Below are 21,922 nucleotides of genomic sequence, written 5' to 3'. Positions count from 1 at the left end.
CTTGAACAGGCTATTTCCTGTTCAAGCCCACCAGACACCCGGTCAGCCCCCGACTGTCGGCTCATTGGGAGGCCGGGCGGCGGCGGACTATGACTACCGCCAGGGCGACTACGACCAGCATGACCAGGAACATGGCGACGATGGTGACGGTGTTCGAGTTGTCGTCGCCCGCGGTCGGCGTGGTGCCGGCCGGTTGCTCTGGTGGGTGGCCGGCGTGGGTCACGGTGAAGGACGCGGTGACGGTGACCAGGTGGCCGTCGGCAGAGACGACGCGGGCGTCGACCTGGTAGCGGCCGGCCTCGATCATCGCGCCGACCGGTTGGGTCACCTTGTTGTCGATCACCTGGACGTCACCGGAGGCGACGTTCTTGCCGGTCGGCGACTTCACCTGGACCTGGGTTCCGTTGCTGCCGATCGGTTCGCTGAACGTCAGCACCACCTGGGTGGGCGGCGCCGCCATCGACGAGCCGTCGGCCGGGGTCATCGACTCGAGCTTGGCGTGCGCCGCCGCCACCCCGGTGGAGACCACCAGGGCGAGCAGCGACGCAACCAGGACTGCAATCAACCGGCGCACGACTACGACTGTGCCTTTCCGGCGTCCGTCGTACCAGCCTGTGCGGCCTTCCGCGGCCGCAAGCCGAAGGACAGACCGAAGGCCACACCGAGCAGACCGACCAGCAGACCGGCGCCTCCAAGCCACCGCGCGACAGGGTCGGACGTGTCGGCGATCGTCGCAGCGACCGGCGTGGTCGCGGCGGCCAGCTTGAGCGTCGGCGCCGGGCGCTCGGCTTCGGGGCCATCAGCCCACTTGACAACCTCGCCGTCGCTGTAGGTCTGATCGGCCGGGAAGCTCAGCGAGTCGACTCCCTCGGGCAGCCGTCCGACCGACAGGGCGAACTCGTCGAAGTCGTTCGGCGGGATGCCGGCCGTGGTGGCGGTCCAGGTGACTGTGGTGACTGGCTCGGACAGGGTCACGTCGCCGACCTTGACCGGCGTCGGCAGCTTCTCGGTCTTCTTCTCGACCTTCCACCCGTCCTTCACCTGCGCGCCGACGTGGGCGAACGGGCGGTCCTTGGGCAGGGAGACGACGAGCTTGGTGGTGCTGGTGTCGTCGGACTCGGTCGGGACCCGGAAGACCAGCTTGGCGTACCCGCCGGGCTTGGCGTCCGGCGACGACACCGTGACGTGGGCCGACGCCGAGGTGGCGGCGCCGGCCAGGACGAGCGTGGAGGCCGCGGTGATCGCGGCAGCACGCAGGGCGAACTTCTTGGACATGACAGGACCTTTCGCGGTCACACGAGTTGCACCCGGCGCACAAGCGCCGGGTCAGGACGGAAGCGAGAGCACTCGTGCGACCGGCGGTCCGCGCCGGGAGACGTTCGCCGTCAGCCAGCGCTTGACGACCCGGGGCTGCGCAGAAGCAGCAAACAGCACGGCAGCACAGCGTCGTACCGGAACAAGACCAGGAAGCTTCGGCAGCAGACGCTCGAAGATGCGTACGACGCGGTGGACCCAGCGGTGGGCCTGGCTGACGGCCAGGACCCCGGCCATCAGCGCGGCCAGGTGGGTCGCGGTCATGAACAGGCTGCCATTGATCCCCCGGTGCATCCCGGCATGCCCAGCGTGCGACGCATCCAGCGTCACGTGGACGAAGAGCTGCACACCGGTCAGCACCAGCGCGGACAGCAAGCGTTCGCCGGCCAGGTACTCACCGAGCAGCCAGCAGACGCCCATCAGCGCCAGCATCGGCGGGACCACCCCGAGCGGAACCGGCCCGCCACCTGCGAGAACATGCCCCGCCATCGCGACCACGACGCTCAGCGCCGCGACCACGGACGTCGTACTGCTCTCCGCGGGCAAGTCCGGTCCTGTCTTCAGTGGGCTGCGACGAAGCGTAGTACGGCGTTCCGGAACGCGTCAGGCTCCTCCAGGTGGGTGAAGTGCCCGCTGGACGGAAACACGACCAGCTCCGCCCCCGGAATCCCGTCCGCCAGCTCACGTGCCGAGTTCTCCGGCGTGATGAAGTCCGTCGCGCCGACCAGCACCAGCGTGGGTACGGCGATCTCGCCGAGCCGATCGCGGATGTCCCAGCGCTCCTCCTTCCGGTCCGGATCGATCGTGATGTCGATCGTCTCCACCCAGTCGGTGAGCCGGTGCACGGCCTCCCGGTCGTGGAAGTACATGGGCAACAGCCGCCGGAAAGCGGCCAAGTGCTCCTCGCGCCCCGGCGGATCGTCATGCCACGCCTGCACGATCTGCGCCGACAGCGGGTCCCCCGGCGGACGGCCGGCGACGAACGCCTCGATGTTGCGGAACGCCTGCTCGAACAGCTCGGGACCGTAGAACGCGGCCCCGCCGTACACAACGATGCCGGCCAGGTGCGACGGGAAGTCCAGCGCGGCCTGGAGGGCGATGAACGCGCCGTGCGAGTGGCCGAGCAGGAACACCCGACGCTCGCCGAGGTGCTCGACCAACCGGTCGACGAAGGACGCGTACCGTCCGATGGCGTAGTCGCCGCCAGGCAGCAGGTCCGAGTGACCGCTGCCCGGCGGCTCGACGTACACCGTCGTCAGGTGCTCCTCGAGCATCGGCAGCCGCACGTACCGCCAGTCGAACCCCGGGCCGCCCGGCACCACCACGCACACCGGACCGGCGCCGTGGCGGTGGTAGGCCACCCGCAGTCCGTCAACCGTCACGTGCACAGGGAAATTATCCGCGGGCAAACCGCAGAACGGCATCCGTGAAAGCCCCGGGCTCCTCGAGGTGGGCGAAGTGCCCGCTCTCCGGGAAAACCACGAGCTCGGCGCGTCCGCCGGTGGGAAGTTTGCCTCGGGCATGTAGCTGACATGATGGGCGGATGGACGTACCGGTGCTGGAGGTCGGGGGGAGCCACGTGACGGCGGCGGTCGTGACGGCGGACACCTGGGCCGTGAACGTGGTGGAGCGCGCCGACCTGGAGTCGCAGAAGGCGGCCGAGGTGGTCATGGACCAGCTCGCCGCGGCAGCCCGGAAGTTGCCGTTGGCAAACGGTCTCGCGGTCGCGCTGCCCGGCCCGTTCGACTTCGCGACCGGCGTCGCCTGGTACCGCGGCCAGGGCAAGTTCGACAACCTCTACGGCTACAACGTCGGCGACAGCCTCCGCGACCTGCTGAACCTCGACCAGATCCTGTTCATGAACGACGCCGAGGCCTTCGCGGTCGGCGAGTGGACGGCCGGCGAGGTTCGCGGCCTGGCCCGCTGCGTCGGCGTCACCATCGGCACCGGCATCGGTACGGCGTTCCTCGCCGACGGCCACGTGGTCCGCGAGGGCGCGACCGTGCCGCCGGGCGGTGAGCTCTACAAGACGTCGTACGACGGCCGCCCGCTGGAGGACTCGATCTCCGCCCGGGCGATCCTGCGCGCGTACTTCGCCTGGACCGGCCGCGAGGAGCCGGAGATCGGGGTGAAGGAGATCGCCGAGCGGGCCCGGGGTGGCGCGGAGGACGCGCGTGGCGTGCTGCTCGAGTCCTTCGGGGTACTGGCTGCTGCTCTGACACCTTGGCTGGAGCGGTTCGGGGTGACGAAGGTGGTGCTGGGCGGCTCGATCTCCGGGGCGTTCGACATCGTCCGCGAGGTCTTCGACTTCGAGGTCGCGGCGACCGAGGACACCGAGCACTCGGCCCTCATCGGCGCCGCCGCGCACTACCTCCGCTCGCAGTGACGCTCGCAGTGACGCCCGCGGTGAACTGTCGGCGGGCCTCGTTACGGTCGGCGACATGAAGATCGCCGCACCCCGGTTGCGTGCCCAGCTCGACCCCGCGTCGCCGACTCAGGACGACATCGAGGACGAGACCCGGCTGCTCGATCTCTCGCTGGAGGACGTGGAGCTGAGCGACGTGGCCGCCGAGCACGTCGAGCTGAGCGGCTGCCGGCTCACCCGGGTCAAGCTGGCCGGGTCGGACCTGGACAAGCTGATCCTGGTCGACTCCGAGCTGTCCCAGTGCGACGTGGCGAACGCGCGCTGGGCGGACGCCGCGGTGACCCGGCTGGCGATCACCTCGTCCCGGCTGACCGGGTTCGCCGGACCGGGGATGAGCATCCAGCACGCCACGATCCGTGACAGCGTGCTGGACTTCGGCTCGTTCCGGTTCGCGAAGTTCGTCAAGGTCGAGCTCACCGACTGCCGGCTGCAGAACGCCGACTTCGTCTCCGCCGACCTGAGCGGCGCCGTCTTCCGCGGCTGTGACTTCACCGGGGCGGAGTTCTCCCAGGTCAAGGCGGCCGGAGCGGTCTTCGTCGACTGCACCTGGGACGCCGCCCGCGGCCTCACCTCCCTGTCCGGCGCGACCGTCGCCGCCTCCTCCCCCATCGACACCCTCACCTTCACCACCGCAGTCACCACCGCCACCGGCATCAAGCTCACGCACCCCGACGAGCTCGACTAGAGCGTGTCTCGCCGCCCCGCGCCGTCGCGAGCAGGTGCTCGGCGGAGTGCCTCGGCGTGCTGGAGGGGAGGGCTCGATGCGGATCCATCGTGTCCTTCCCCTCCAGTGCGGCGAGGCGCCCGCCGAGCGCCGCGCAGTAGGCGCGGGGTGGCGAGGCACGCTCTCAGCGTGAGCCTGCCCACGTGGCGGCGGCAGCGGGCGGAGCGCCCATTAGGGTGGGGCTGTGACTGACTCGACGATCATCTACACCCACACCGACGAGGCGCCCGCACTGGCGACGTACTCGTTCCTCCCCGTGATCCAGGCGTACGCCGGTCAGGCCGGAGTCCGGGTGGAGACCCGGGACATCTCACTGGCCGGACGCATCCTCGCCGTCTTCCCGGAGTTCCTCCAGGACGGCCAGCGGATCCCGGACGCGCTGGCCGAGCTCGGCGACCTGGCCAAGACGCCGGCCGCGAACATCATCAAGCTGCCGAACGTCTCGGCCTCGATCCCGCAGCTGAAGGCCGCGGTCGCCGAGCTGCAGAGCCAGGGCTACGCGCTGCCGGAGTACCCGGACGAGCCGAAGACCGACGAGGAGCGCGACATCCGCGCCCGGTACGACAAGGTCAAGGGCTCCGCGGTGAACCCGGTGCTGCGCGAGGGCAACTCCGACCGCCGCGCGCCCGGCTCGGTGAAGAACTACGCGAAGGCGCACCCGCACCGGATGGGCGCCTGGACCGCCGAGTCGAAGACCAACGTCGCGACCATGGGCCAGGACGACTTCCGCTCCACCGAGAAGTCCACCGTGATCGAGGCCGACGGCTCGCTGCGGATCGAGCTGGTCGGCGACGACGGCACCACGACCGTGCTGCGCGAGTCCGTCCCGGTGCTGGCCGGCGAGGTCGTCGACGCGTCCGTCATGCACGTCGCGGCGCTGCGCGAGTTCCTGACCGCCCAGGTGGCCCGGGCGAAGGCCGAGGACGTGCTGTTCTCGGTGCACCTGAAGGCCACCATGATGAAGGTCTCCGACCCGATCGTCTTCGGCCACGTGGTCCGCGCCTTCTTCCCGAACACCTTCGCCCAGTACGGCGAGGTGCTCGCGAAGGCCGGCCTGACCCCGAACGACGGCCTCGGCGGCATCCTGAACGGCATCGCCGCGCTGCCCGAGGGCGCCGAGATCAAGGCCTCCTTCGACGCCGAGCTGGCCGCCGGCCCGGCGCTGGCGATGGTCGACTCCGACAAGGGGATCACCAACCTGCACGTGCCGTCCGACGTGATCGTGGACGCCTCGATGCCGGCCATGATCCGCACCTCCGGCCACATGTGGGGCCCGGACGGGCAGGAGCACGACACCCTCGCCGTACTGCCGGACAGCAGCTACGCCGGCATCTACCAGGTCGTCCTGGACGACTGCCGCGCGAACGGCGCGTTCGACCCGGCCACGATGGGCTCGGTGCCGAACGTCGGCCTGATGGCGCAGAAGGCCGAGGAGTACGGCTCGCACGACAAGACCTTCGAGGTCCAGACCACCGGCACCGTCCGGCTCGTGGACGAGGCCGGGAACGCCGTGCTGGAGCAGACGGTCTCGGCCGGTGACATCTTCCGCGCCTGCCAGACCAAGGACGACCCGATCCGCGACTGGGTCAAGCTGGCCGTCACCCGGGCCCGGGCCACCGGCGACCCGGCGGTGTTCTGGCTGGACGAAACCCGTGCCCACGACGCGAACCTGATCACCAAGGTCCAGCAGTACCTGTTCGACCACGACACCGAGGGCCTGGACCTGCGCATCCTTGCCCCGGTGGAGGCGATCAAGCTGTCGCTGGAGCGGATCCGCCGCGGCGAGAACACCATCTCGGTGACCGGCAACGTGCTCCGCGACTACCTGACCGACCTGTTCCCGATCCTCGAGCTCGGCACCAGCGCGAAGATGCTGTCGGTCGTCCCGCTGATGGCCGGCGGCGGCCTGTTCGAGACCGGGGCCGGCGGCTCGGCGCCGAAGCACGTGCAGCAGCTGGTCAAGGAGAACTACCTGCGCTGGGACAGCCTCGGTGAGTTCTTCGCGCTGGCCGCGAGCTTCGAGCACCTGGCCCAGGCGGCCGGCAACGCCCGGGCGCAGATCCTCGCCGACACGCTCGACCGGGCGACCGCGACGTTCCTCGAGGAGGACAAGTCGCCGACCCGCCGGGTGGGCGGGATCGACAACCGCGGCAGCCACTTCTACCTGTCCCTGTACTGGGCTCAGGAGCTGGCCAAGCAGACCGACGACGCGGAACTGGCCAAGGCGTTCGCCCCGCTCGCGGAGACGCTCGCGACGAACGAGCAGACCATCGTCGACGAGCTGATCGCTGTCCAGGGCAACCCGGTCGACCTCGGCGGCTACTACCGGCCCGACCCGGCCAAGGCGGCCGCGGCCATGCGCCCGTCGAAGACCTGGAACGACGCGCTCGCGTCGCTCTAACTGTTGTAGGGCTCGGCCTCCAGCTTCAGTCCGGAGCTGGAGGCCGAACTCTTGGCCGTGACCGTCCGGGTCTCTCCCGGCAGCAGCCAGAAGTAGTTGTCCGTGTAGTGGGCCGGCAGGACGCGGTTGCCGCTGCGGTCGCGCAGTGACAGCCGGATCAGGGCGGCCACGGTCTTGCCGGTGTTCCGGATCGTTGCGGTCACCTTCCCGCGGCTGGTTGCCGAACGTACGTCGAGCTGCGCGGCCGGCAACGCGTTGACCCGCTGCAGATCGGCGGGCCTGCGATAACGCCAATACGTGTTCTCCGACAAGACCTCGCCCTGCGCACCGGTCAGCGTGAGCCGGAGCAGATGAAGTGCGGGCAGCTCAGGACCGAAGGCGACTGTGAAAGCCTCAGCCTTGTTGCTTCCTGCAACCGTTACGAGCTGGCTGTTGCTTGCGAGCTTGTTCCCCGTCAGGTCGTAGAGCTCGGCCTGAACGGTGGCGTTGACGGCCTTGGTGGTGTGGTTGACGGCAACCGTGGTCCAGTCGGTCTGGTTCGCCTGGACGTGGACCGCTTCGCAGCCCTTGCGGGCGCCGTAGTAGCTGCCGTTGACGTCGAGGTCGTAGTCGTAGGTCTGCCAGACGGTCGAGTGCCAGGCCGGGTGCGACATCCACAGCAGCAGCGCGGACGCGTCGGTCCACAGGTTCGCGTTCCACGCCTCGAACATCGCGCGCATGTTCTCGTAGTTGACGAACTGCGCCTTGCGGGTGAACTCGGCCAGCCCGCTCGACGCGCCGAGCCGCTCGTCGATCGCGGCCAGGTACGTCGCCGGCCGCTGGTTGCCCTGGGACGACCAGTCGTGGTGGTACCACGGCGTGCCGATCGGCCAGGCGGGATCGCCGTCGCCGACCAGGTTCCGCATGCTCTCGACCACCGGGATCGTCGGCATCCCGATCTCGGTGTGGAAGCCGAAGTCGAAGGTGTCGTAGGTGTTCGGGTCGAAGTATTTCGCCGGGTCGACCCAGTAGTACGGCCCGTGCCCGGAGACGAACCCGGCGGCCGAGTCGGGCAGGTAGAGGATCTCGTCGTCCTCCTCCCGCACCGCGGCGGCGATCCCGGCGTCGATCGCGGCCGGCGGGTGCTGCTCGTTGGCCCCGCACCAGATCACGATGCACGGATGGGTCCGGTAGCGGACGATCGTGTCGCGGGCGATGTCGACGTACCCGGGCAGGTCGTCGGTGAACGGGCCGGCCTCCCAGAAGTCGTTCCAGACCAGGATCCCGTTCTCGTCGCAGGCCTGGTAGAACTCCTCGCGGGTGCTGGAGCCGATCCAGTTCCGGATCATGGTGAAGTTCATGTCCCGGTGCATCCCGATCACCGCGCGCATCTTGTCCTCGGGCATCCGACGGAGCAGCTCGTCCCAGCCCCAGTTGCCGCCGCGGCAGAACACCCGCACGCCGTTCACGCTGATCTTCAACGGCACCGGCGCGTTGCTGACCTCCTGCACGGTCGTCCACTCGTTGCCGTCGTCGGAGACCTGGATCGCGAACAGTTGCGCGTACGCCGTCTCCCACAGCAACTCGATCCGGTCGAAGGTCTTCGCCGTACCGAGGTCGACCTGGATCCACTGATCGTCGGAGTACTGCGAGGACCAGCGGCTGCGGTCGTTGCCGTCGATGGCCTGCGGCGCCGGGCTGCCGTCGTCGGACGACGCGGTCGCCGTACCGTCCCGGGCCAGGTCGACCTCGGGATGTGCGCGGTCCTTGATTGCCAACGTCCACAGCGAGTAGCCCCAGCCGGTCGCGCGCCGGCGGCCCTGGATCCGCAGGTACCGCGCGGACTGGGGCGGGATGTCGACGGACTGGGGTGCGCTGCTGGTCGCGGGGTCGATCACGATCGGCAGGTCGTAGTCGTAACCGAACTCGCGGATGCCGAAAGTGGACGTCCGGCTGTCGCTGGTGGTGCCGCCGATGGTCGCGGTGACGGACAGCTCATGAAGCGCCGGATCGCCGTACCCGTTCGGCCACCAGAGCCGCGGATTGTCGACAATCACACTGTCGAACGACACATTTGTCGACACACCGGGCTGCAGACTGACCGTCTTCGCGGCCGCGTGCCCGTCGAAGGCGACCGTGACCGTGACCGTGCGGGCCACGGTCGCGGCGTTGCGGACCGGGACGGTGATCGCGACCGTCGCGCGGTCGAGGCTCGGCACCTTGGTCACCACCCGCGGATCACCGAGTACGGCGTCGCCGGTGCAGCGGAGCCGGACGTGGTTCCAGATCCCCGCGGCCCGGTCCCGGACCGCCGGCATCCAGTCCCACCCGGAGGCGGCGAGCAGCGTCGGCGAGTCCAGGTAGAGCTTGGCGGACTGCACGAACGCCTGCCCCGCGTCGCCTTTGTCACCGGCGGATCCGGGATGTGGCATCGGGCTGATCTTCACCGCGAGCGCGTTCTCGGCCCGCAGTACGGCGGTGACGTCGAAGGCAGCGCGGGCGAACGGGTGTTTGACCGTGCCGACCTGGGCGCCGTTGAGCCAGACGTCGGCCTGGTGGTTGATGCCGTCGAACTCGAGCCAGACGCGCTGCGCCGTACCTGCCGGGCGGCCGAACTTGCGGTGGTACCACCAGGCGTGCCGGCTGAGCGCCTCCGGGATCTCGAGGTTGTTCATCCCTTCGACCGGGTCCGGGAAGTGGCCTTGTTCCACGAGCGATCCGAGCACGGTCCCCGGGACCGTCGCGGGCAGCCACCGCGACGTGTCGATCCCAGGACGGGCGAGGGCGGCGCCGTCCGTCGTACCGACGAAGTCGTCCATCGTCAGGGTCCAGCCGGACTCGATCGGGAACGTGCCGTCATCGGCCTGACGTAGGGCCGGCGGGCGATCGGCGTGTGTGCCCCATTCGGTCCAGCCGGTCGCCGGTGGACGTGACTTGGACGTGCCGAAGACCTGGAAACCGTTCAGGCCAAGGGCGTTCGTGTTCGTCTGCCGGGCGCTGGTGAGGCGGACGTACTGCGCTGTGACGGGAGTGTCGAGGGTGATGTCGACCGTGCCGCCGGGGCTGTCCGTCGCCTGATGGACGGTGTGCCAGGAGACGCCGTCCAGCGAGGTGTCCACGTGGAAGTCGAGCGGTGAGCTCGAGAGGATCTCCTGCCCGGAGGTGTTCCCGTACGGGTTGCCACCGGAGAAGTCGAACGGCGGATCCTGCGCGGTCGCCTCGAAGGTCAGCCGCACTGCGTCGACCCGGCAGCGGCCCTGCAGGTCCACCGCGATCCACTGCGGCCCCGGCCCGGCGGCCCGCCAGCCCGACCCGCGCACCCCGGGCACCGCCAACCCGTCCACCGCGAACTCCGGCGGCGTTGCGGCGTACGCGGTCGACGACGCGGTCACCGGCCGGTACCGCGCCAGATCGGTCTGCGCGACCGGCGGCGCCGCGGCGGCGGCCGGCTCGATGGAAGTGAGCGTCAGGCTGGCGAGCAACCCGCCAGAAGTCGCCAGGAAGGCACGACGGGACACCGGATCGGACACCACGAGAACCCCCAGGGGCGGATGGGAAAATTCGTAAATAACCGCACCCGGGAAGTTACTTCAAGCTGTGAAATATGTCGAGATCAGCGGGCCAGATACTTGCGGACGTCGTCGGCGACCTGAGCCCGGGTCGCCATGCCGTACTTGCGGAGGATGGCGCTGAGGTGGGTCTTGACGGTGTTGAGGCTGATTCCCAGCTCGGCAGCCAGCTGGTCGTTGTCGAGGCCGTCGACGAGCAGCACCGCGACGCCTTGCTGGGCCTTGGTCAGACTCAGGTACCGGTGCTCCGGACCCTCGTCGGTTTCCATCAGCATCTCGATCAGCTCGGACTGGATGTGCTCGGTGGCGTCGACGATCCGGGTCAGGTGACTCCGCACCGCAGCGGTCGGCTCGGCTTCGTTCAGCGCCTCCACGGCGATCTCCCGGATCGACGCCACCCGGTGGGCCAGGTACTCCATCACGTGGTCGGAGGTCAGCACGTTCGGCCCGACATCGCCGGCCGGAAGGCGGCGCAGCGCCTCCCGGTCCTCGCCTTCCCGGGTCAGCACCCGTTCGACCACCCCGCACAACCACTCGAACGCCCGGACCGCGTTGTCGTCGTAGCTGTTCGGCGCGTAGCTCTGCATCGACAGCATCCCGAACAGCTGGTCCGGACCTTCCTTCACCGGCCGGAAGATCGGCACCGTCACCGCGTCGGCCGAGCGCCGCTTCACGTCCCCGATCGGCACGCCGGCGTGCAGCGTGGCCCCATTGTCGTAGGCGAACCGGTAGGTCTGCCGGCGCCGTACCAGCCAGGCGGTCTGGCCGTTCGGCCCGTAGATGTGCGTGTCCGGGTCGACGTACTGGCCGTCGTCGTACCCGTAGGGGTAGCGGACGCGGCTGTTGCCCTGCAGGAGGCCGACGAAGAAGGTGTCGACACGCGCGAGCTTGCCGGCCACTACCCGCACGTAGTCGTACAGGCCGTAGTGATCGGCTCGGAACAACGCCTCGATCTTGTGGTACGCCTCGCGCAGGATGATCGCGGTCTCGGCGTCAACCCTCAGCGGGACCCCCTTCTCCCCTTCCACGACAGCAACTCCCGATACTCTGCTGTATCGATCTCTCGACTATGCCGCCGTCCTTCGGCTGTTGCCAAGAGCTAGCGCGTCAGCCGGGACCAACTCGGCTCGTCGATCCAGATCGACGCGGGGTCGACGTACGGACGGAGCAGCGCGCTCACCTCGGCGTCGTCGGATCCCTTCAGCTGGTCGGAGGCGACCTTGCGCGCCACGCCGGCCAGGAAGTCGGCCACCTGGACGCGGGAGTCCGTAAAGGAGTCGACCTGCTCGAGTCCGGCGAATCCCGCCGACCCGCGCAGGGTGAAGACGCGCTCCGGAGACAACGTGGTCTGGCGATCGTGCGCGACCACCACCCGCCGGCCGCCGGCGCCCCAGTGCTCGACGGCCCGCATGATCGCCGGAAGCAACGGATCGAGTGGCGAAACCACGGGCTGCTCGTCGCGGAGCGTGGTCCGGAGAAAGTCGTTGGCCGCGACCAGGAACGCTTCGGCTTCCGCCGTACGGCGGGCCGCGTCGTACAGGAATCGGGTCAGCTCCGGCCGGGCGCCGAGGCGGGTGACGAGCGCTTCGGCCAGGAAGTACGTCTTGTCGACCAGGAACACCCGCGCGTTGCCGAGCAACGGCCCGTCATCACCCAGCAACCACAACAACACCGCCCGGTGCTTCGACCTGAGCAGGTGGGTGGCCTTGTACATCGTCGCGGGCGACCGGATCCGCCGCCGCAACTCGGCAACACAGGCGGCCGCGTCCTCCTCGTCGATACAAACGCTCGCATGCGCGAACACGTCCGTCACCCCACCGACGAGCTTCTCCCCTTCGTACCCGGACTCGTCACACGCGACCTCGAGAGCCGCCACCGGCTCCGCCCGCGCTGCATCCGTCACGCCCCGACTCTCTCACCGCGACCGGCGCAACGCACCCGATTACCGCGCACACAGCAGTCGCGGGTGGTGGGTCCGAGTTTCCGAGTCGCCCTCCCAAGCCTCGGTCGAACTCTGCACCACCACCCGCGACCACGGTGTGGGACGCCTGCTGTGAGCCCCCCGTCGTTCGATCCCACGCCCCCTGCGAGATCAACGACTCCCCGACAGTGTGTCCGGCGTCCTCCCCTCCACCCCGTTGACTACACAGTGCCACTTTCGTCACGGCCTGCCTATCGCCCGGGGCATGAGATCGTTCTGTCCTCAATCTCACCCCAGGAATGAGACTCTCCGTAGTCGTTTTCGCAACCGTCTCAACGTGGAAATCCGCGTCCGGCGGAACGCCACTGTCACCAACTGGTGTCGAGGGGCTTGCCTTCGGTGTAGCCGGCGGCGGTCTGGATGCCGACGACGGCTCGCTGGTGGAACTCCTCGAGGTTGGCGGCGCCGACGTACGTGCAGGAGCTGCGGATACCGGAGACGATCGAGTCCAGCACGTCCTCGACACTGGGGCGCTCGGGGTCGAGGTACATCCGGGCGGTCGAGATGCCCTCGCCGAAGAAGCCCTTCCGGGCCCGCTGGAACGGGGTGTCGTCCGAGGTCCGCGACCGCACCGCGCGGGCCGACGCCATCCCGAAGCTCTCCTTGTAGATCCGGCCGTCGTTGTCGCGGTGCGGATCGCCGGGCGACTCGTACGTCCCCGCGAACCAGGACCCGATCATCACGCTCGACGCCCCGGCCGCCAGCGCCAGCGCGACGTCCCGCGGATGCCGCACGCCGCCGTCCGCCCAGACGTGCTTGCCGAGCTGACGGGCCCGCTCGGCGCACTCCAGTACGGCGGAGAACTGCGGCCGGCCCACCGCCGTCTGCATCCGGGTCGTACACATCGCACCCGGTCCGACGCCGACCTTGATGATGTCCGCGCCGGCCGCGACCAGGTCGCTGACGCCTTCGGCGGTCACCACGTTCCCGGCGACGATCGGTACGTCGGGCTTCAGGCCGCGGACCTGTTTGAGCACCTCCAGCATCCGCTCCTGGTGACCGTGCGCAGTGTCGATCACCAGTACGTCGATTCCGACGTCCAGCAACGCCTTCGCCTTCTGCTCGGCGTCGCGGTTGATCCCGATCGCGGCCGCGACCCGGAGCTTCCCGTTGGCGTCGACGGCCGGTTCGTACAGGGTCGCCCGCAGCGCCCGCTGCCGGGTGAGGATGCCGACGATCGTGCCGTCGGCATCCACCACGGGCGCGAGCCGGTGGCGACCGTCGTGCAACAGGTCGAAGGCGCGCTCGGGGTCGATTCCGGCCGGAACCGTCAGCAGCTCGCGGGACATGATCGCGTCCAGCTGGGTGAAGCGGTCCGCGCCGGCGCAGTCGGCCTCGGTCACCACGCCGACCGGCCGGCCGTCGTCGACCACGATCACCGCGTTGTGACCGCGCTTCGGCAGCAGGTTCAGCGCCTCGCCGACGGTCCCGGTCGGCGGCAGCACCAGCGCGGTGTCGTGGACCGTGTGCCGTTCTTTGATCCAGGCAACGACGTCGGCGACCACGTCCACCGGGATGTCCTGCGGGATCACCGCCAGACCGCCGCAGCGGGCGATCGTCTCCGCCATCCGGCGACCGGACACCGCGGTCATGTTCGCCGCCACGACCGGGATCGACGTACCACTGCCGTCACTCGTCGACAGGTCCACGTCCAGCCGCGACGCGACCGCGGACCGGTTCGGGACCAGAAAGACGTCACTGAACGTCAGATCTCCGGCAGGCTCTCGATCAAGGTGAAAGCGCATGGCATGGCCCCTTCCGACCGACAGAGTCACCATGGTCCCACGCAGCACCACAGAAACCCGGGGCCGACGATGAGCACCATCCTGGACCGGGTCGTCGAGCGCACCGTCCTCGACGACCACGACGGCCGCTCCGGCGCGCGCCTCGAACGCGTCCGGCTCGACGACGGGACCCGGCTCGTCGTCAAGTACGCCGACCCTTCGGCAGACCTCACGGTTGCGCTCACTGGTGGCGTGGATCGCGAGCGTCTGCTGTGGTCGTCGGGCGTCCTCGACCGGCTGCCGGCCGGACTCGGTCACGCGATTGTCGCCGTGGGCGACGAGAACGGTACGACGGTCACCGTGATGCGCGACCTGGGCGACGCCGTACCGGGCTGGAAACGCACGCTCACCGCCGGTGAGTGCTCCCGCATCCTCGTTGCGCTGAATAACCTGCACGGCGCCTTTCTTGGGGAAGCTCCGGCCGGCCTCTGCCCCTTGGAAACCCGGCTGACTCTGCTGTCCCCTCGCGTCGCCGGCTCCCACCCGGGCGAACTGCCCCGCCTCATCCTGCGCGGCTGGGAACACTTCGCCGACCTCGTCGACCCGTCAGTCGTCGACGCCGTCTTCGCCCTGCACGCGAACCCCGCCCCGCTGGCTACGGCGTTACGACGCGGCGGCACAACCCTCCTCCACGCCGACCTCTGGCCCGTAAACCTCGCCTTACTCCCGGACGAGATCATCTTCCTGGACTGGGCCCTGGCCACCGAAGGCCCACCCGCCCTGGACCTCGCCATCTTCCTCTCCGGCTCCGCCGCCCACATCGCCCCCACCCGCGAGTCCCTGATCACCCACTTCCGCGCGTTGAATGGTCGAGTCAGTGGAGCCGACGTAGACGTCGCCCTCCTAGCCGGCCTGCTCGACCTCGCCTGGAACAAGGCCCTCGACGCCACCGACCACGAAGACCCCCAGATCCGCACCCGCGAACACGCCGACCTGATGTGGTGGGTGACGCATGGACGCGCCGGCCTCGCCCATCTCTAATCGAGCCGCCGCCCCACCACCTCGCCCCGGCCGCCCCCGGCGTCAGTTCGCCAACCTGGTCCCTCGGCGCCAGACCGCTCCGATTGAGTTGGTGCTGCACGAGGCGTTCGGCTACCCGTATACCGAGATCGCCGACATGCTCGGCCGCACGCCCGGCGCGATCCGCCAGGTCGCCCCGGCCGTCACGCTGTGGACGGACGGCGGCGGCAAGGGACCCGCCACCAGCCTGCTCCCCGTGCACGGCACGCGAGACCGTCGCCGACCTGCTGATCACTGTCGCCGCGAACGTGCCCGCCGGCTCAACTGTTGCCTACCGCAACATCAACGGCGACCCGTCCGCCATCCTCCTCACCGGCGACGCCCCCTTCGCCGTGATGGTCCTCGATCTCGACGGCGCGCACGGCACCGGCGTCTACTCGATCACCAAGTCGGACAAACTCACCCGGATATGACGGGACCGGCTCCCCCGCAGTGCGAGGGAGCCGGTCCTTGGTTGCCCCAGCAGGTCAGCGCAGGTCGAAGCGGTCGAGCTCCATGACCTTCGTCCAGGCAGCGGCGAAGTCCTCGACGAACTTCTGCTTCGCGTCGTCGCTGGCGTAGACCTCGGCGAGGGCGCGCAGCTCGGAGTTGGAGCCGAAGACCAGGTCGGCGCGGGTGCCGGTCCACTTGACCTCACCCGACGCGTCGCGGGCCTCGAAGACCTCCTGGCTGTCGTCGACCGCGGTCCACTCCGTGCCCAGGTCGAGCAGGTTCACGAAGAAGTCGTTGGTCAGCGACCCCGGGGTGTCGGTGAATACGCCCAGCTTCGAGCCGTCGTAGTTCGCCCCCAGGACGCGCAGGCCGCCGACCAGGACGGTCATCTCGGGCGCGCTCAGGGTCAGCAGGTTGGCCCTGTCGAGCAGCAGGTACTCGGCCGGCAGCCGGTTGCCCTTGGCGTAGTAGTTGCGGAACCCGTCCGCGGCCGGCTCGAGCGCGGCGAACGATTCGACGTCGGTCTGCTCCAGCGACGCGTCCACGCGGCCCGGCGTGAAGCCGACCTGGACGTCGTACCCGGCGTTCTTGGCCGCCGCCTCGACACCCGCCGTCCCGGCGAGCACGATCAGGTCGGCCAGCGAGACCTGCTTGCCACCGGTGGCGTTGAAGGACTTCTGGATGCCCTCGAGCGTGTTCAGCACGGTGGCCAGCTGGTCCGGGTTGTTGACCTCCCAGCCGTTCTGCGGCTCGAGGCGGATGCGGGCGCCGTTCGCGCCACCGCGCTTGTCACTGCCGCGGAACGACGACGCCGCCGCCCACGCGGTCGAGACCAGCTGCGCGACCGACAGGCCGGAGGCGGTGACCTGGGCCTTGAGGGCGTCGATGTCGGCGGCGTCGATGAGCTCGCCCTCGACCGCCGGCAGCGGGTCCTGCCAGATCAGCGTCTCGCTCGGGACCTCCGAGCCGAGGTAGCGGACGACCGGGCCCATGTCGCGGTGGGTCAGCTTGAACCAGGCGCGGGCGAACGCGTCCGCGAACTGGTCCGGGTTGTCCTTGAAGCGCCGCGAGATCTCTTCGTAGATCGGGTCGAAGCGCAGCGACAGGTCGGTCGTCAGCATCGTCGGCTTCTGCTTCTTCGCCGGGTCGTAGGCGTCCGGGATGATCTCCTCGGAGTCCTTCGCCACCCACTGGTGCGCGCCGGCCGGGGACTTGGTGAGCTCCCACTCGTAGCCGAAGAGGATCTCGAAGAAGTCGTTGCTCCACTGGGTCGGCGTCGTGGTCCAGGTGACCTCGAGGCCGCTGGTGATCGCGTCCTTGCCCTTGCCGGTGCCGTAGGTGCTCTTCCAGCCGAGGCCCTGCGCCTCGATCGGCGCGCCCTCCGGCTCCACCCCGACGTGGTCGGCCGGGCCGGCGCCGTGGGTCTTGCCGAACGAGTGGCCGCCGGCGATCAGCGCCACGGTCTCCTCGTCGTTCATCGCCATCCGGCCGAACGTCTCGCGGATGTCGCGGGCCGCGGCGATCGGGTCCGGATTGCCGTTCGGGCCTTCCGGGTTCACGTAGATGAGACCCATCTGCACAGCGCCCAGCGGGCTCTCCAGCTCGCGGTCACCGGTGTAGCGCTCGTCGCCCAGCCAGGTGGTCTCCGGACCCCAGTAGACGTCCTCGTCCGGCTCCCACACGTCCGCGCGGCCGCCTGCGAAGCCGAAGGTCTTGAAGCCCATCGTCTCCAGCGCGACGTTGCCGGTCAGGATCATCAGGTCGGCCCAGGAGATCTTCTGGCCGTACTTCTTCTTCACCGGCCACAGCAGCCGCCGGGCCTTGTCCAGGTTCCCGTTGTCCGGCCAGCTGTTCAGCGGCGCGAACCGCTGCTGCCCGGCGCCGGCGCCACCGCGGCCGTCGCTGATCCGGTACGTGCCCGCGCTGTGCCAGGCCATCCGGATCATGAACGGGCCGTAGTTGCCGAAGTCGGCCGGCCACCAGTCCTGGGACGTGGTCAGCACCTCGGCGATGTCCGCCTTCACCGCGGCCAGGTCGAGGGTCTTGAACTCGGCCGCGTAGTCGAACCCCTCGCCGAGCGGGTTCGCCACGGCCGGGTTCTTCGCGAGGATCTTCAGGTTGAGCCGCTCCGGCCACCAGCCCCGGTTGCCGCCGCCCTGGGTCGGGTGCGGCGCACGGGGGGTGTGCGCGACCGGGCACTTGCCCTGGCTCTCCGTGGACGCTTCCGCCGGCAGCGGCGGGTGGTTCTCAGACATCGGATCCCTTCCAGACTGGACGTTTCGAGGAAGTCATGAACTACGTGCGGTGGAGCAGTCGGAGCACAGGCCCCAGTAGATGACCTCGGCCTCGTCGATGACGAACCCGTGGTCGTCGGACGCGGTCAGGCACGGCGCATGACCGATTGCACAGTCGACATCGGCGATGACGCCGCACGACCGGCAGACGACGTGATGATGGTTGTCCCCCACCCGCGACTCGTACCGCGCGACCAGGCCGTGCGGCTGAATCCGCCGTACCAGCCCGGCCGCGGTCAACGTGTGCAGCGAGTCGTACACCGCCTGGTGCGAGACCTCGGGAAGTTCGTTGCGCACGGCACCGATAATCGAGTCCGTGTCGGCGTGCGGATGCGCGTGTACGGCGCCCAGCACAGCCAACCGCGGCCGAGTCACCCGCAGAGCAGCCCCCCGCAACAACCCCTGAAGCTCCTCAACCGACGGCACCCCCGCAGTCTGCCCCCTTTTCTGGAACCAGTCAAGATTAGCTTCCACGACATGTTGCGGCTTGCTGGGCTCCTGGGCACCGCTCCGGCTTCAGGAGTTGGTTGGCTGGAAGAGTTTCCACTGGCCTTCGGAGACGACCTCGACCGCGCCGTCGACCACCTTGATCGCGGTGTCGTCGTCGATCGCGTAGGTCGGCGCCGGGATCCGTGCCGCCCACTTCTCGGCGTTGGCGAACGAAGCGTCCGGGTGATGTTCGTGCTCCAGGTGCGGGATCACGCCGAAGTCGACGAGCCCCGTTCCCTGTCCGGTGACCAAGATTCTGTCGATGTCGCCCTGGGGCGTGGCGAAGACGACCTGCTCCGACTTCAGCGGCCCATCGGTCCCGCGGGGCGGATCGACGTACGTCTCGACAAACGTGGAGGTAGCCGCGATGCTCCCGGCGCTCACCCCCACGTAGACCGCCTCGGAGCGCAGCGTCGGCAGGAGATCGGCCAGACCCGAGCGCCGCATCCAGTTGGCGAGGAACAGCGGGTCGCCGCCCCAGACCAGCAGTGCGTCGGCGTCCCGGACCGTCGGCACCCAAGCCTCCTCGTCAATGCTCGGCAGCACCGACAACTCCAGGATCCCCAACGACTTCCAGCCCAGCTCCGCCAACCGTGACGGCCCCTTCCCGGACAGCGCCCGCCACGCCGCCCCGGCACCACCGGGGAACGGATAGATGGCGGTGGGGATGAAGAGCGCGCTGGACTCTTCGATCGGCTTACCCAGCAACTCAACCAGCGCCTTCTGAATGCTGCTGTTCTTGATCCCGCCTGAGGTGAGAAGAGCTCGCATACTCCTACTCCTACCTTCCCTGAGTTGCGTCACAGCATTCGATCGACTGAGAGATGTCGGGCAGCTCACGACGTTCGCCGTACCCATCAAGAAGCGCCGTACGGATCGCGGCGTAGTCGCCACCCGGGCACCGTAGCCCTGAACCCTCAACCATCGCCAGGAACCAGCCTGCGACTATCTCGCCCCGCGCCGCTGCGCCCGCCGCCGCCACTCGTCGGTCCGATCGCGACCACGGCGCCCGACGTACGTGATGAGATCACCGATCAGTTCCTGAGCACCCATCCGAAAGGTCTCCCTGGTCCCGAAGTGCCCCATGAACGCGTGCGGGTCGGTGCGATGGCCGGCGCAGAGCTCGATGATGCGCTTCTCGGCCGAGGCAACCTTGTCGAAGCGAGCCTCTACGACCTGCACGATGCGAGCACCGAGCCGCAGATGATCGTCCAGCCGCCCTAGGCCAGGCGTAGTGAGCCCGATCTTGAGTAGTCGGCTCCCTCGGGCCTGGAACCGCACCAGATAGAGGAGTGCCGGCCCGGCAGGGTCTCGCGCGGTAGCGCGCCGCCAGGGTTCGCCACCACAGAAGTAGCACAGCGGCGGCGCGCCCTCACCCGTCTTGGGATCCGTCCTCCGAAACTGCCACGCCGGCACAATCGCGCCGCACGCGTCGTGCCGATACCAGGCACAGGAGGCGAATCCGGGTCGGCCACCGGTGTTCAGCAGATGGTGCCGCGCATAGGCAACCAACTCGAACCCTGCGGCGAGCTCCTCAGTACGGCGCTGCGCCAAGAACGGATCGGCCGGGACCTGGCGGATGTCGCACTCGAAGCACGGCCGCCGCTCGCCGCGGTGCACCATGACCCGATGCCCGCAGGTCGAGCAAGTCAGAAGGTCGACCGGGAACTCCGGGATCTGACGGGCCCGAATGCCACGAGTGCACGACCTGCAGTACGACCGGCATGGATCGACACGGCGACAGCAGACCAAGTCCGGTGTCGCGCCCCCGCATTCCGGGCTCGGGCAGACTGGCACCGACCGCTCCTATCGCTCAGAACGTTGCCGATTCGGCCTATCCAGGATGGACTGGAACAGGTCGACCGACGCCGGCGAGATCTCGGGAGGACGAGTGTGGACTGGCTGACCAGGCACGGCAGGGAGGTCAAGGCCGTGTTCGATCTCCTCGGACATGACGAGAACGATCTGACCGCCGCACTCGGATTCACCCTCGCAAACTGCGACGGCTTGCTCGAAGCAATCGTTCGCCGTACCGCACCAGGAGTCGGCCGACCGGACCGCGAACAGATCACCATCGATTTGGAGGTCCGCGACGAGGTCGGCCGCACCGACCTGGAGGTGGCCGTTCCGGGCGCAGTACTCGTCTTCGAAGCCAAACGCGGGTGGCTCTTGCCGTCAGTTGCCCAGCTCGCAAGCTATGCACCCCGGGTCCGAGCCCACGGTGGCGGGACTCTGGTAACACTGTCCCAAGCGAGTGAGGCACTGGCCCGGACCCAACTGCCACCGGAGATCGATGGTTTACCGGTCGTCCACCTGCCCTGGCGCCACGTCCTGGCCGATATCGCCGCGGTGCGGTCGACTTGCCGTGGCCGCGAGCGCTTCTGGCTTGACCAGCTCGACACCTACCTAGCAGGAGTGATCAACGTGCGAAGCGTCGCGGACAGCTGGACGTACTGCGTCGCCCTGAACGATCAACACCCCGGTGGCGGCGGCGCACACACCTTCCGCCAGTTCGTCACCGAAGAGCTTTGCTACTTCCACCCGTACGGCGTCAGCGGCTGGCCGACCGAACCACCCAACTTCATAGCCTTCCGCTGGGCCGGCGCAGTGCACCGAATCCACCGGATCCGCACCGCCGAGGTAGTCCCCACCCTCCTCGACCGCTGGCCCGACATCCCCGCAACCGACGACACAACGCGACCGCACGCAATCTACGACCTGGGCCCACGCATCCCCCCGTTCGACCCGATCCCCAACGGCGCCCAGTACCGAGCATCCCGCTTGTGGGTCCTGCTCGACCAACTACAAACCTCCCCTACCCTCGCCGAAGCCCTCGCCCAGACGAAGGCCCTCAACACCTGACCAACGCGCAGCGTCCGTCGCACAACCTTGCGCTGAAATTCGTTGCACGTAGCACCGATAGGCAGACCTGCGCCTGGAAGGAACCAGGTCTTCAGCTGTAGTGACTACGGTCCAAGCAGTTCAGGAAGTTCGTCTCGGTCAGCCGGGTGTTCCAGATCCATTGCGTCCGATCACTGGGCCTGAGCTCATAGGAGTTGTCACCGGGCACGTACCACGAGAACGTCTCGACCTTCGCCGCCCGCAGGGCGAGCACCTCGTCGATCGCAGGAACCAGGTCGCTGTCCAGCGACGCGAGAATCACCAGATCGACATCGTCGCGCAGCGCATGCCGCACCAACGCGAGTGCACACAGTACGTCGACGCCCTTCTCCGACGGCGGACCGGCCGGGATCTTGATCCCGGTGACCGGATCGCGGAGCGCCTTTCCGTCGCCGTCGTACAGGTAGCGGTACTTCAGCGGCCGCAGGGTCACCGCGACTCGCTTGTCGCGTTCCCAGTGAGCTTTCTGGGCCTGGTTCCGGGCGTAAGCCTTCGGCTCGTGATCGGGGCTCGGCTCGCCGCGATACACGTCCACCTGGCGAAGCACAGCGTGTGGGTATCCCGGACGCTGCCGCGCATTGCGCACGTGGAGCAACTGCTGGGCGAAGA

General features: G+C 68.8%; 19 protein-coding genes. 6 read left to right on the top strand and 13 right to left on the bottom strand.

The window, feature by feature from the left end; all coding sequences use genetic code 11:
• Nucleotides 1-61: 61 nt before the first annotated feature.
• From ACWCOV_RS38770 to ACWCOV_RS38755, 4 genes are read right to left on the bottom strand one after another with little or no spacing between them, the layout of a single operon-like run.
• Nucleotides 62-574 carry a copper resistance CopC family protein gene (locus ACWCOV_RS38770; RefSeq protein ID WP_449834371.1) on the bottom strand — a complete coding sequence of 171 codons (513 nt, stop codon included), beginning with the start codon at nt 572-574 and terminating at the stop codon, nt 62-64.
• 2 nt (nt 575-576) lie between these two features.
• Nucleotides 577-1,275 (bottom strand): YcnI family copper-binding membrane protein, encoded by a 699-nt coding sequence (locus tag ACWCOV_RS38765; protein WP_449834370.1) that lies wholly within the window; start codon nt 1,273-1,275, stop codon nt 577-579.
• Nucleotides 1,276-1,326: 51 nt separating this feature from the next.
• Nucleotides 1,327-1,860 (bottom strand): hypothetical protein, encoded by a 534-nt coding sequence (locus ACWCOV_RS38760; protein ID WP_449834369.1) that lies wholly within the window; start codon nt 1,858-1,860, stop codon nt 1,327-1,329.
• 14 nt (nt 1,861-1,874) lie between these two features.
• Complete coding sequence (locus tag ACWCOV_RS38755; protein ID WP_449834368.1) at nt 1,875-2,702, bottom strand: alpha/beta fold hydrolase; 828 nt, start codon at nt 2,700-2,702, stop codon at nt 1,875-1,877.
• 155 nt (nt 2,703-2,857) lie between these two features.
• Between ACWCOV_RS38755 and ACWCOV_RS38750 the strand changes: the two genes are divergently transcribed.
• The 3 genes from ACWCOV_RS38750 to ACWCOV_RS38740 all read left to right on the top strand — a co-directional run bounded on the left by ACWCOV_RS38750 (nt 2,858) and on the right by ACWCOV_RS38740 (nt 6,864).
• Nucleotides 2,858-3,700 (top strand): ROK family protein, encoded by an 843-nt coding sequence (locus tag ACWCOV_RS38750; RefSeq protein WP_449834367.1) that lies wholly within the window; start codon nt 2,858-2,860, stop codon nt 3,698-3,700.
• Between the two features lie 55 nt (nt 3,701-3,755).
• Nucleotides 3,756-4,424 (top strand): pentapeptide repeat-containing protein, encoded by a 669-nt coding sequence (locus ACWCOV_RS38745; RefSeq protein WP_449834366.1) that lies wholly within the window; start codon nt 3,756-3,758, stop codon nt 4,422-4,424.
• A 223-nt stretch (nt 4,425-4,647) separates the two neighbouring features.
• Nucleotides 4,648-6,864 (top strand): NADP-dependent isocitrate dehydrogenase, encoded by a 2,217-nt coding sequence (locus tag ACWCOV_RS38740; RefSeq protein WP_449834365.1) that lies wholly within the window; start codon nt 4,648-4,650, stop codon nt 6,862-6,864.
• Here the strand turns inward: ACWCOV_RS38740 and ACWCOV_RS38735 are convergent.
• The 4 genes from ACWCOV_RS38735 to ACWCOV_RS38720 all read right to left on the bottom strand — a co-directional run bounded on the left by ACWCOV_RS38735 (nt 6,861) and on the right by ACWCOV_RS38720 (nt 14,138).
• On the bottom strand, nt 6,861-10,373 hold the full coding sequence (locus tag ACWCOV_RS38735) for a discoidin domain-containing protein (RefSeq protein WP_449834364.1): 3,513 nt from the start codon (nt 10,371-10,373) through the stop codon (nt 6,861-6,863). The genes ACWCOV_RS38740 and ACWCOV_RS38735 overlap by 4 nt on opposite strands.
• Before the next feature lie 83 nt (nt 10,374-10,456).
• A complete protein-coding gene (locus ACWCOV_RS38730) occupies nt 10,457-11,440 on the bottom strand; it encodes a response regulator transcription factor (RefSeq protein ID WP_449834363.1) in 984 nt (327 codons plus the stop codon).
• Between the two features lie 71 nt (nt 11,441-11,511).
• Nucleotides 11,512-12,315 (bottom strand): hypothetical protein, encoded by an 804-nt coding sequence (locus ACWCOV_RS38725; RefSeq protein ID WP_449834362.1) that lies wholly within the window; start codon nt 12,313-12,315, stop codon nt 11,512-11,514.
• A 386-nt stretch (nt 12,316-12,701) separates the two neighbouring features.
• Nucleotides 12,702-14,138: a GuaB1 family IMP dehydrogenase-related protein gene (locus tag ACWCOV_RS38720; RefSeq protein ID WP_449834361.1), complete on the bottom strand. Its 1,437-nt coding sequence runs from the start codon at nt 14,136-14,138 to the stop codon at nt 12,702-12,704.
• A 69-nt stretch (nt 14,139-14,207) separates the two neighbouring features.
• Between ACWCOV_RS38720 and ACWCOV_RS38715 the strand changes: the two genes are divergently transcribed.
• Both ACWCOV_RS38715 and ACWCOV_RS38710 read left to right on the top strand, forming a co-directional pair.
• The gene (locus ACWCOV_RS38715; protein WP_449834360.1) at nt 14,208-15,158 is read left to right on the top strand and encodes a phosphotransferase; all 951 of its coding nucleotides are present in this window, start codon (nt 14,208-14,210) and stop codon (nt 15,156-15,158) included.
• A gap of 287 nt (nt 15,159-15,445) precedes the next feature.
• On the top strand, nt 15,446-15,610 hold the full coding sequence (locus ACWCOV_RS38710) for a hypothetical protein (protein WP_449834359.1): 165 nt from the start codon (nt 15,446-15,448) through the stop codon (nt 15,608-15,610).
• 54 nt (nt 15,611-15,664) lie between these two features.
• Here ACWCOV_RS38710 and katG read toward each other — a convergent pair whose 3' ends face one another.
• The 4 genes from katG to ACWCOV_RS38690 all read right to left on the bottom strand — a co-directional run bounded on the left by katG (nt 15,665) and on the right by ACWCOV_RS38690 (nt 20,035).
• The gene (gene katG / locus ACWCOV_RS38705; protein WP_449834358.1) at nt 15,665-17,884 is read right to left on the bottom strand and encodes a catalase/peroxidase HPI; all 2,220 of its coding nucleotides are present in this window, start codon (nt 17,882-17,884) and stop codon (nt 15,665-15,667) included.
• A 33-nt stretch (nt 17,885-17,917) separates the two neighbouring features.
• A complete protein-coding gene (locus ACWCOV_RS38700; RefSeq protein WP_449834357.1) occupies nt 17,918-18,349 on the bottom strand; it encodes a Fur family transcriptional regulator in 432 nt (143 codons plus the stop codon).
• Nucleotides 18,350-18,439: 90 nt separating this feature from the next.
• Nucleotides 18,440-19,183: a Type 1 glutamine amidotransferase-like domain-containing protein gene (locus ACWCOV_RS38695; protein ID WP_449834356.1), complete on the bottom strand. Its 744-nt coding sequence runs from the start codon at nt 19,181-19,183 to the stop codon at nt 18,440-18,442.
• A 174-nt stretch (nt 19,184-19,357) separates the two neighbouring features.
• Nucleotides 19,358-20,035, bottom strand: a complete 678-nt coding sequence (locus ACWCOV_RS38690) for a hypothetical protein (protein ID WP_449834355.1) — start codon at nt 20,033-20,035, stop codon at nt 19,358-19,360.
• Nucleotides 20,036-20,344: 309 nt separating this feature from the next.
• Here ACWCOV_RS38690 and ACWCOV_RS38685 point away from each other — a divergent pair, with 309 nt between their 5' ends.
• The gene (locus tag ACWCOV_RS38685) at nt 20,345-21,274 is read left to right on the top strand and encodes a hypothetical protein (RefSeq protein ID WP_449834354.1); all 930 of its coding nucleotides are present in this window, start codon (nt 20,345-20,347) and stop codon (nt 21,272-21,274) included.
• A 91-nt stretch (nt 21,275-21,365) separates the two neighbouring features.
• Here ACWCOV_RS38685 and ACWCOV_RS38680 read toward each other — a convergent pair.
• Nucleotides 21,366-21,922: hypothetical protein (locus ACWCOV_RS38680; RefSeq protein WP_449834353.1), on the bottom strand; the 557-nt coding region annotated here is incomplete at its 5' end.

The organism is Kribbella sp. NPDC002412 (assembly GCF_053592935.1).
The sequence above is the reverse complement of the archived record's forward strand: the minus strand, read 5'-3'. Positions and strand labels throughout refer to the sequence as shown.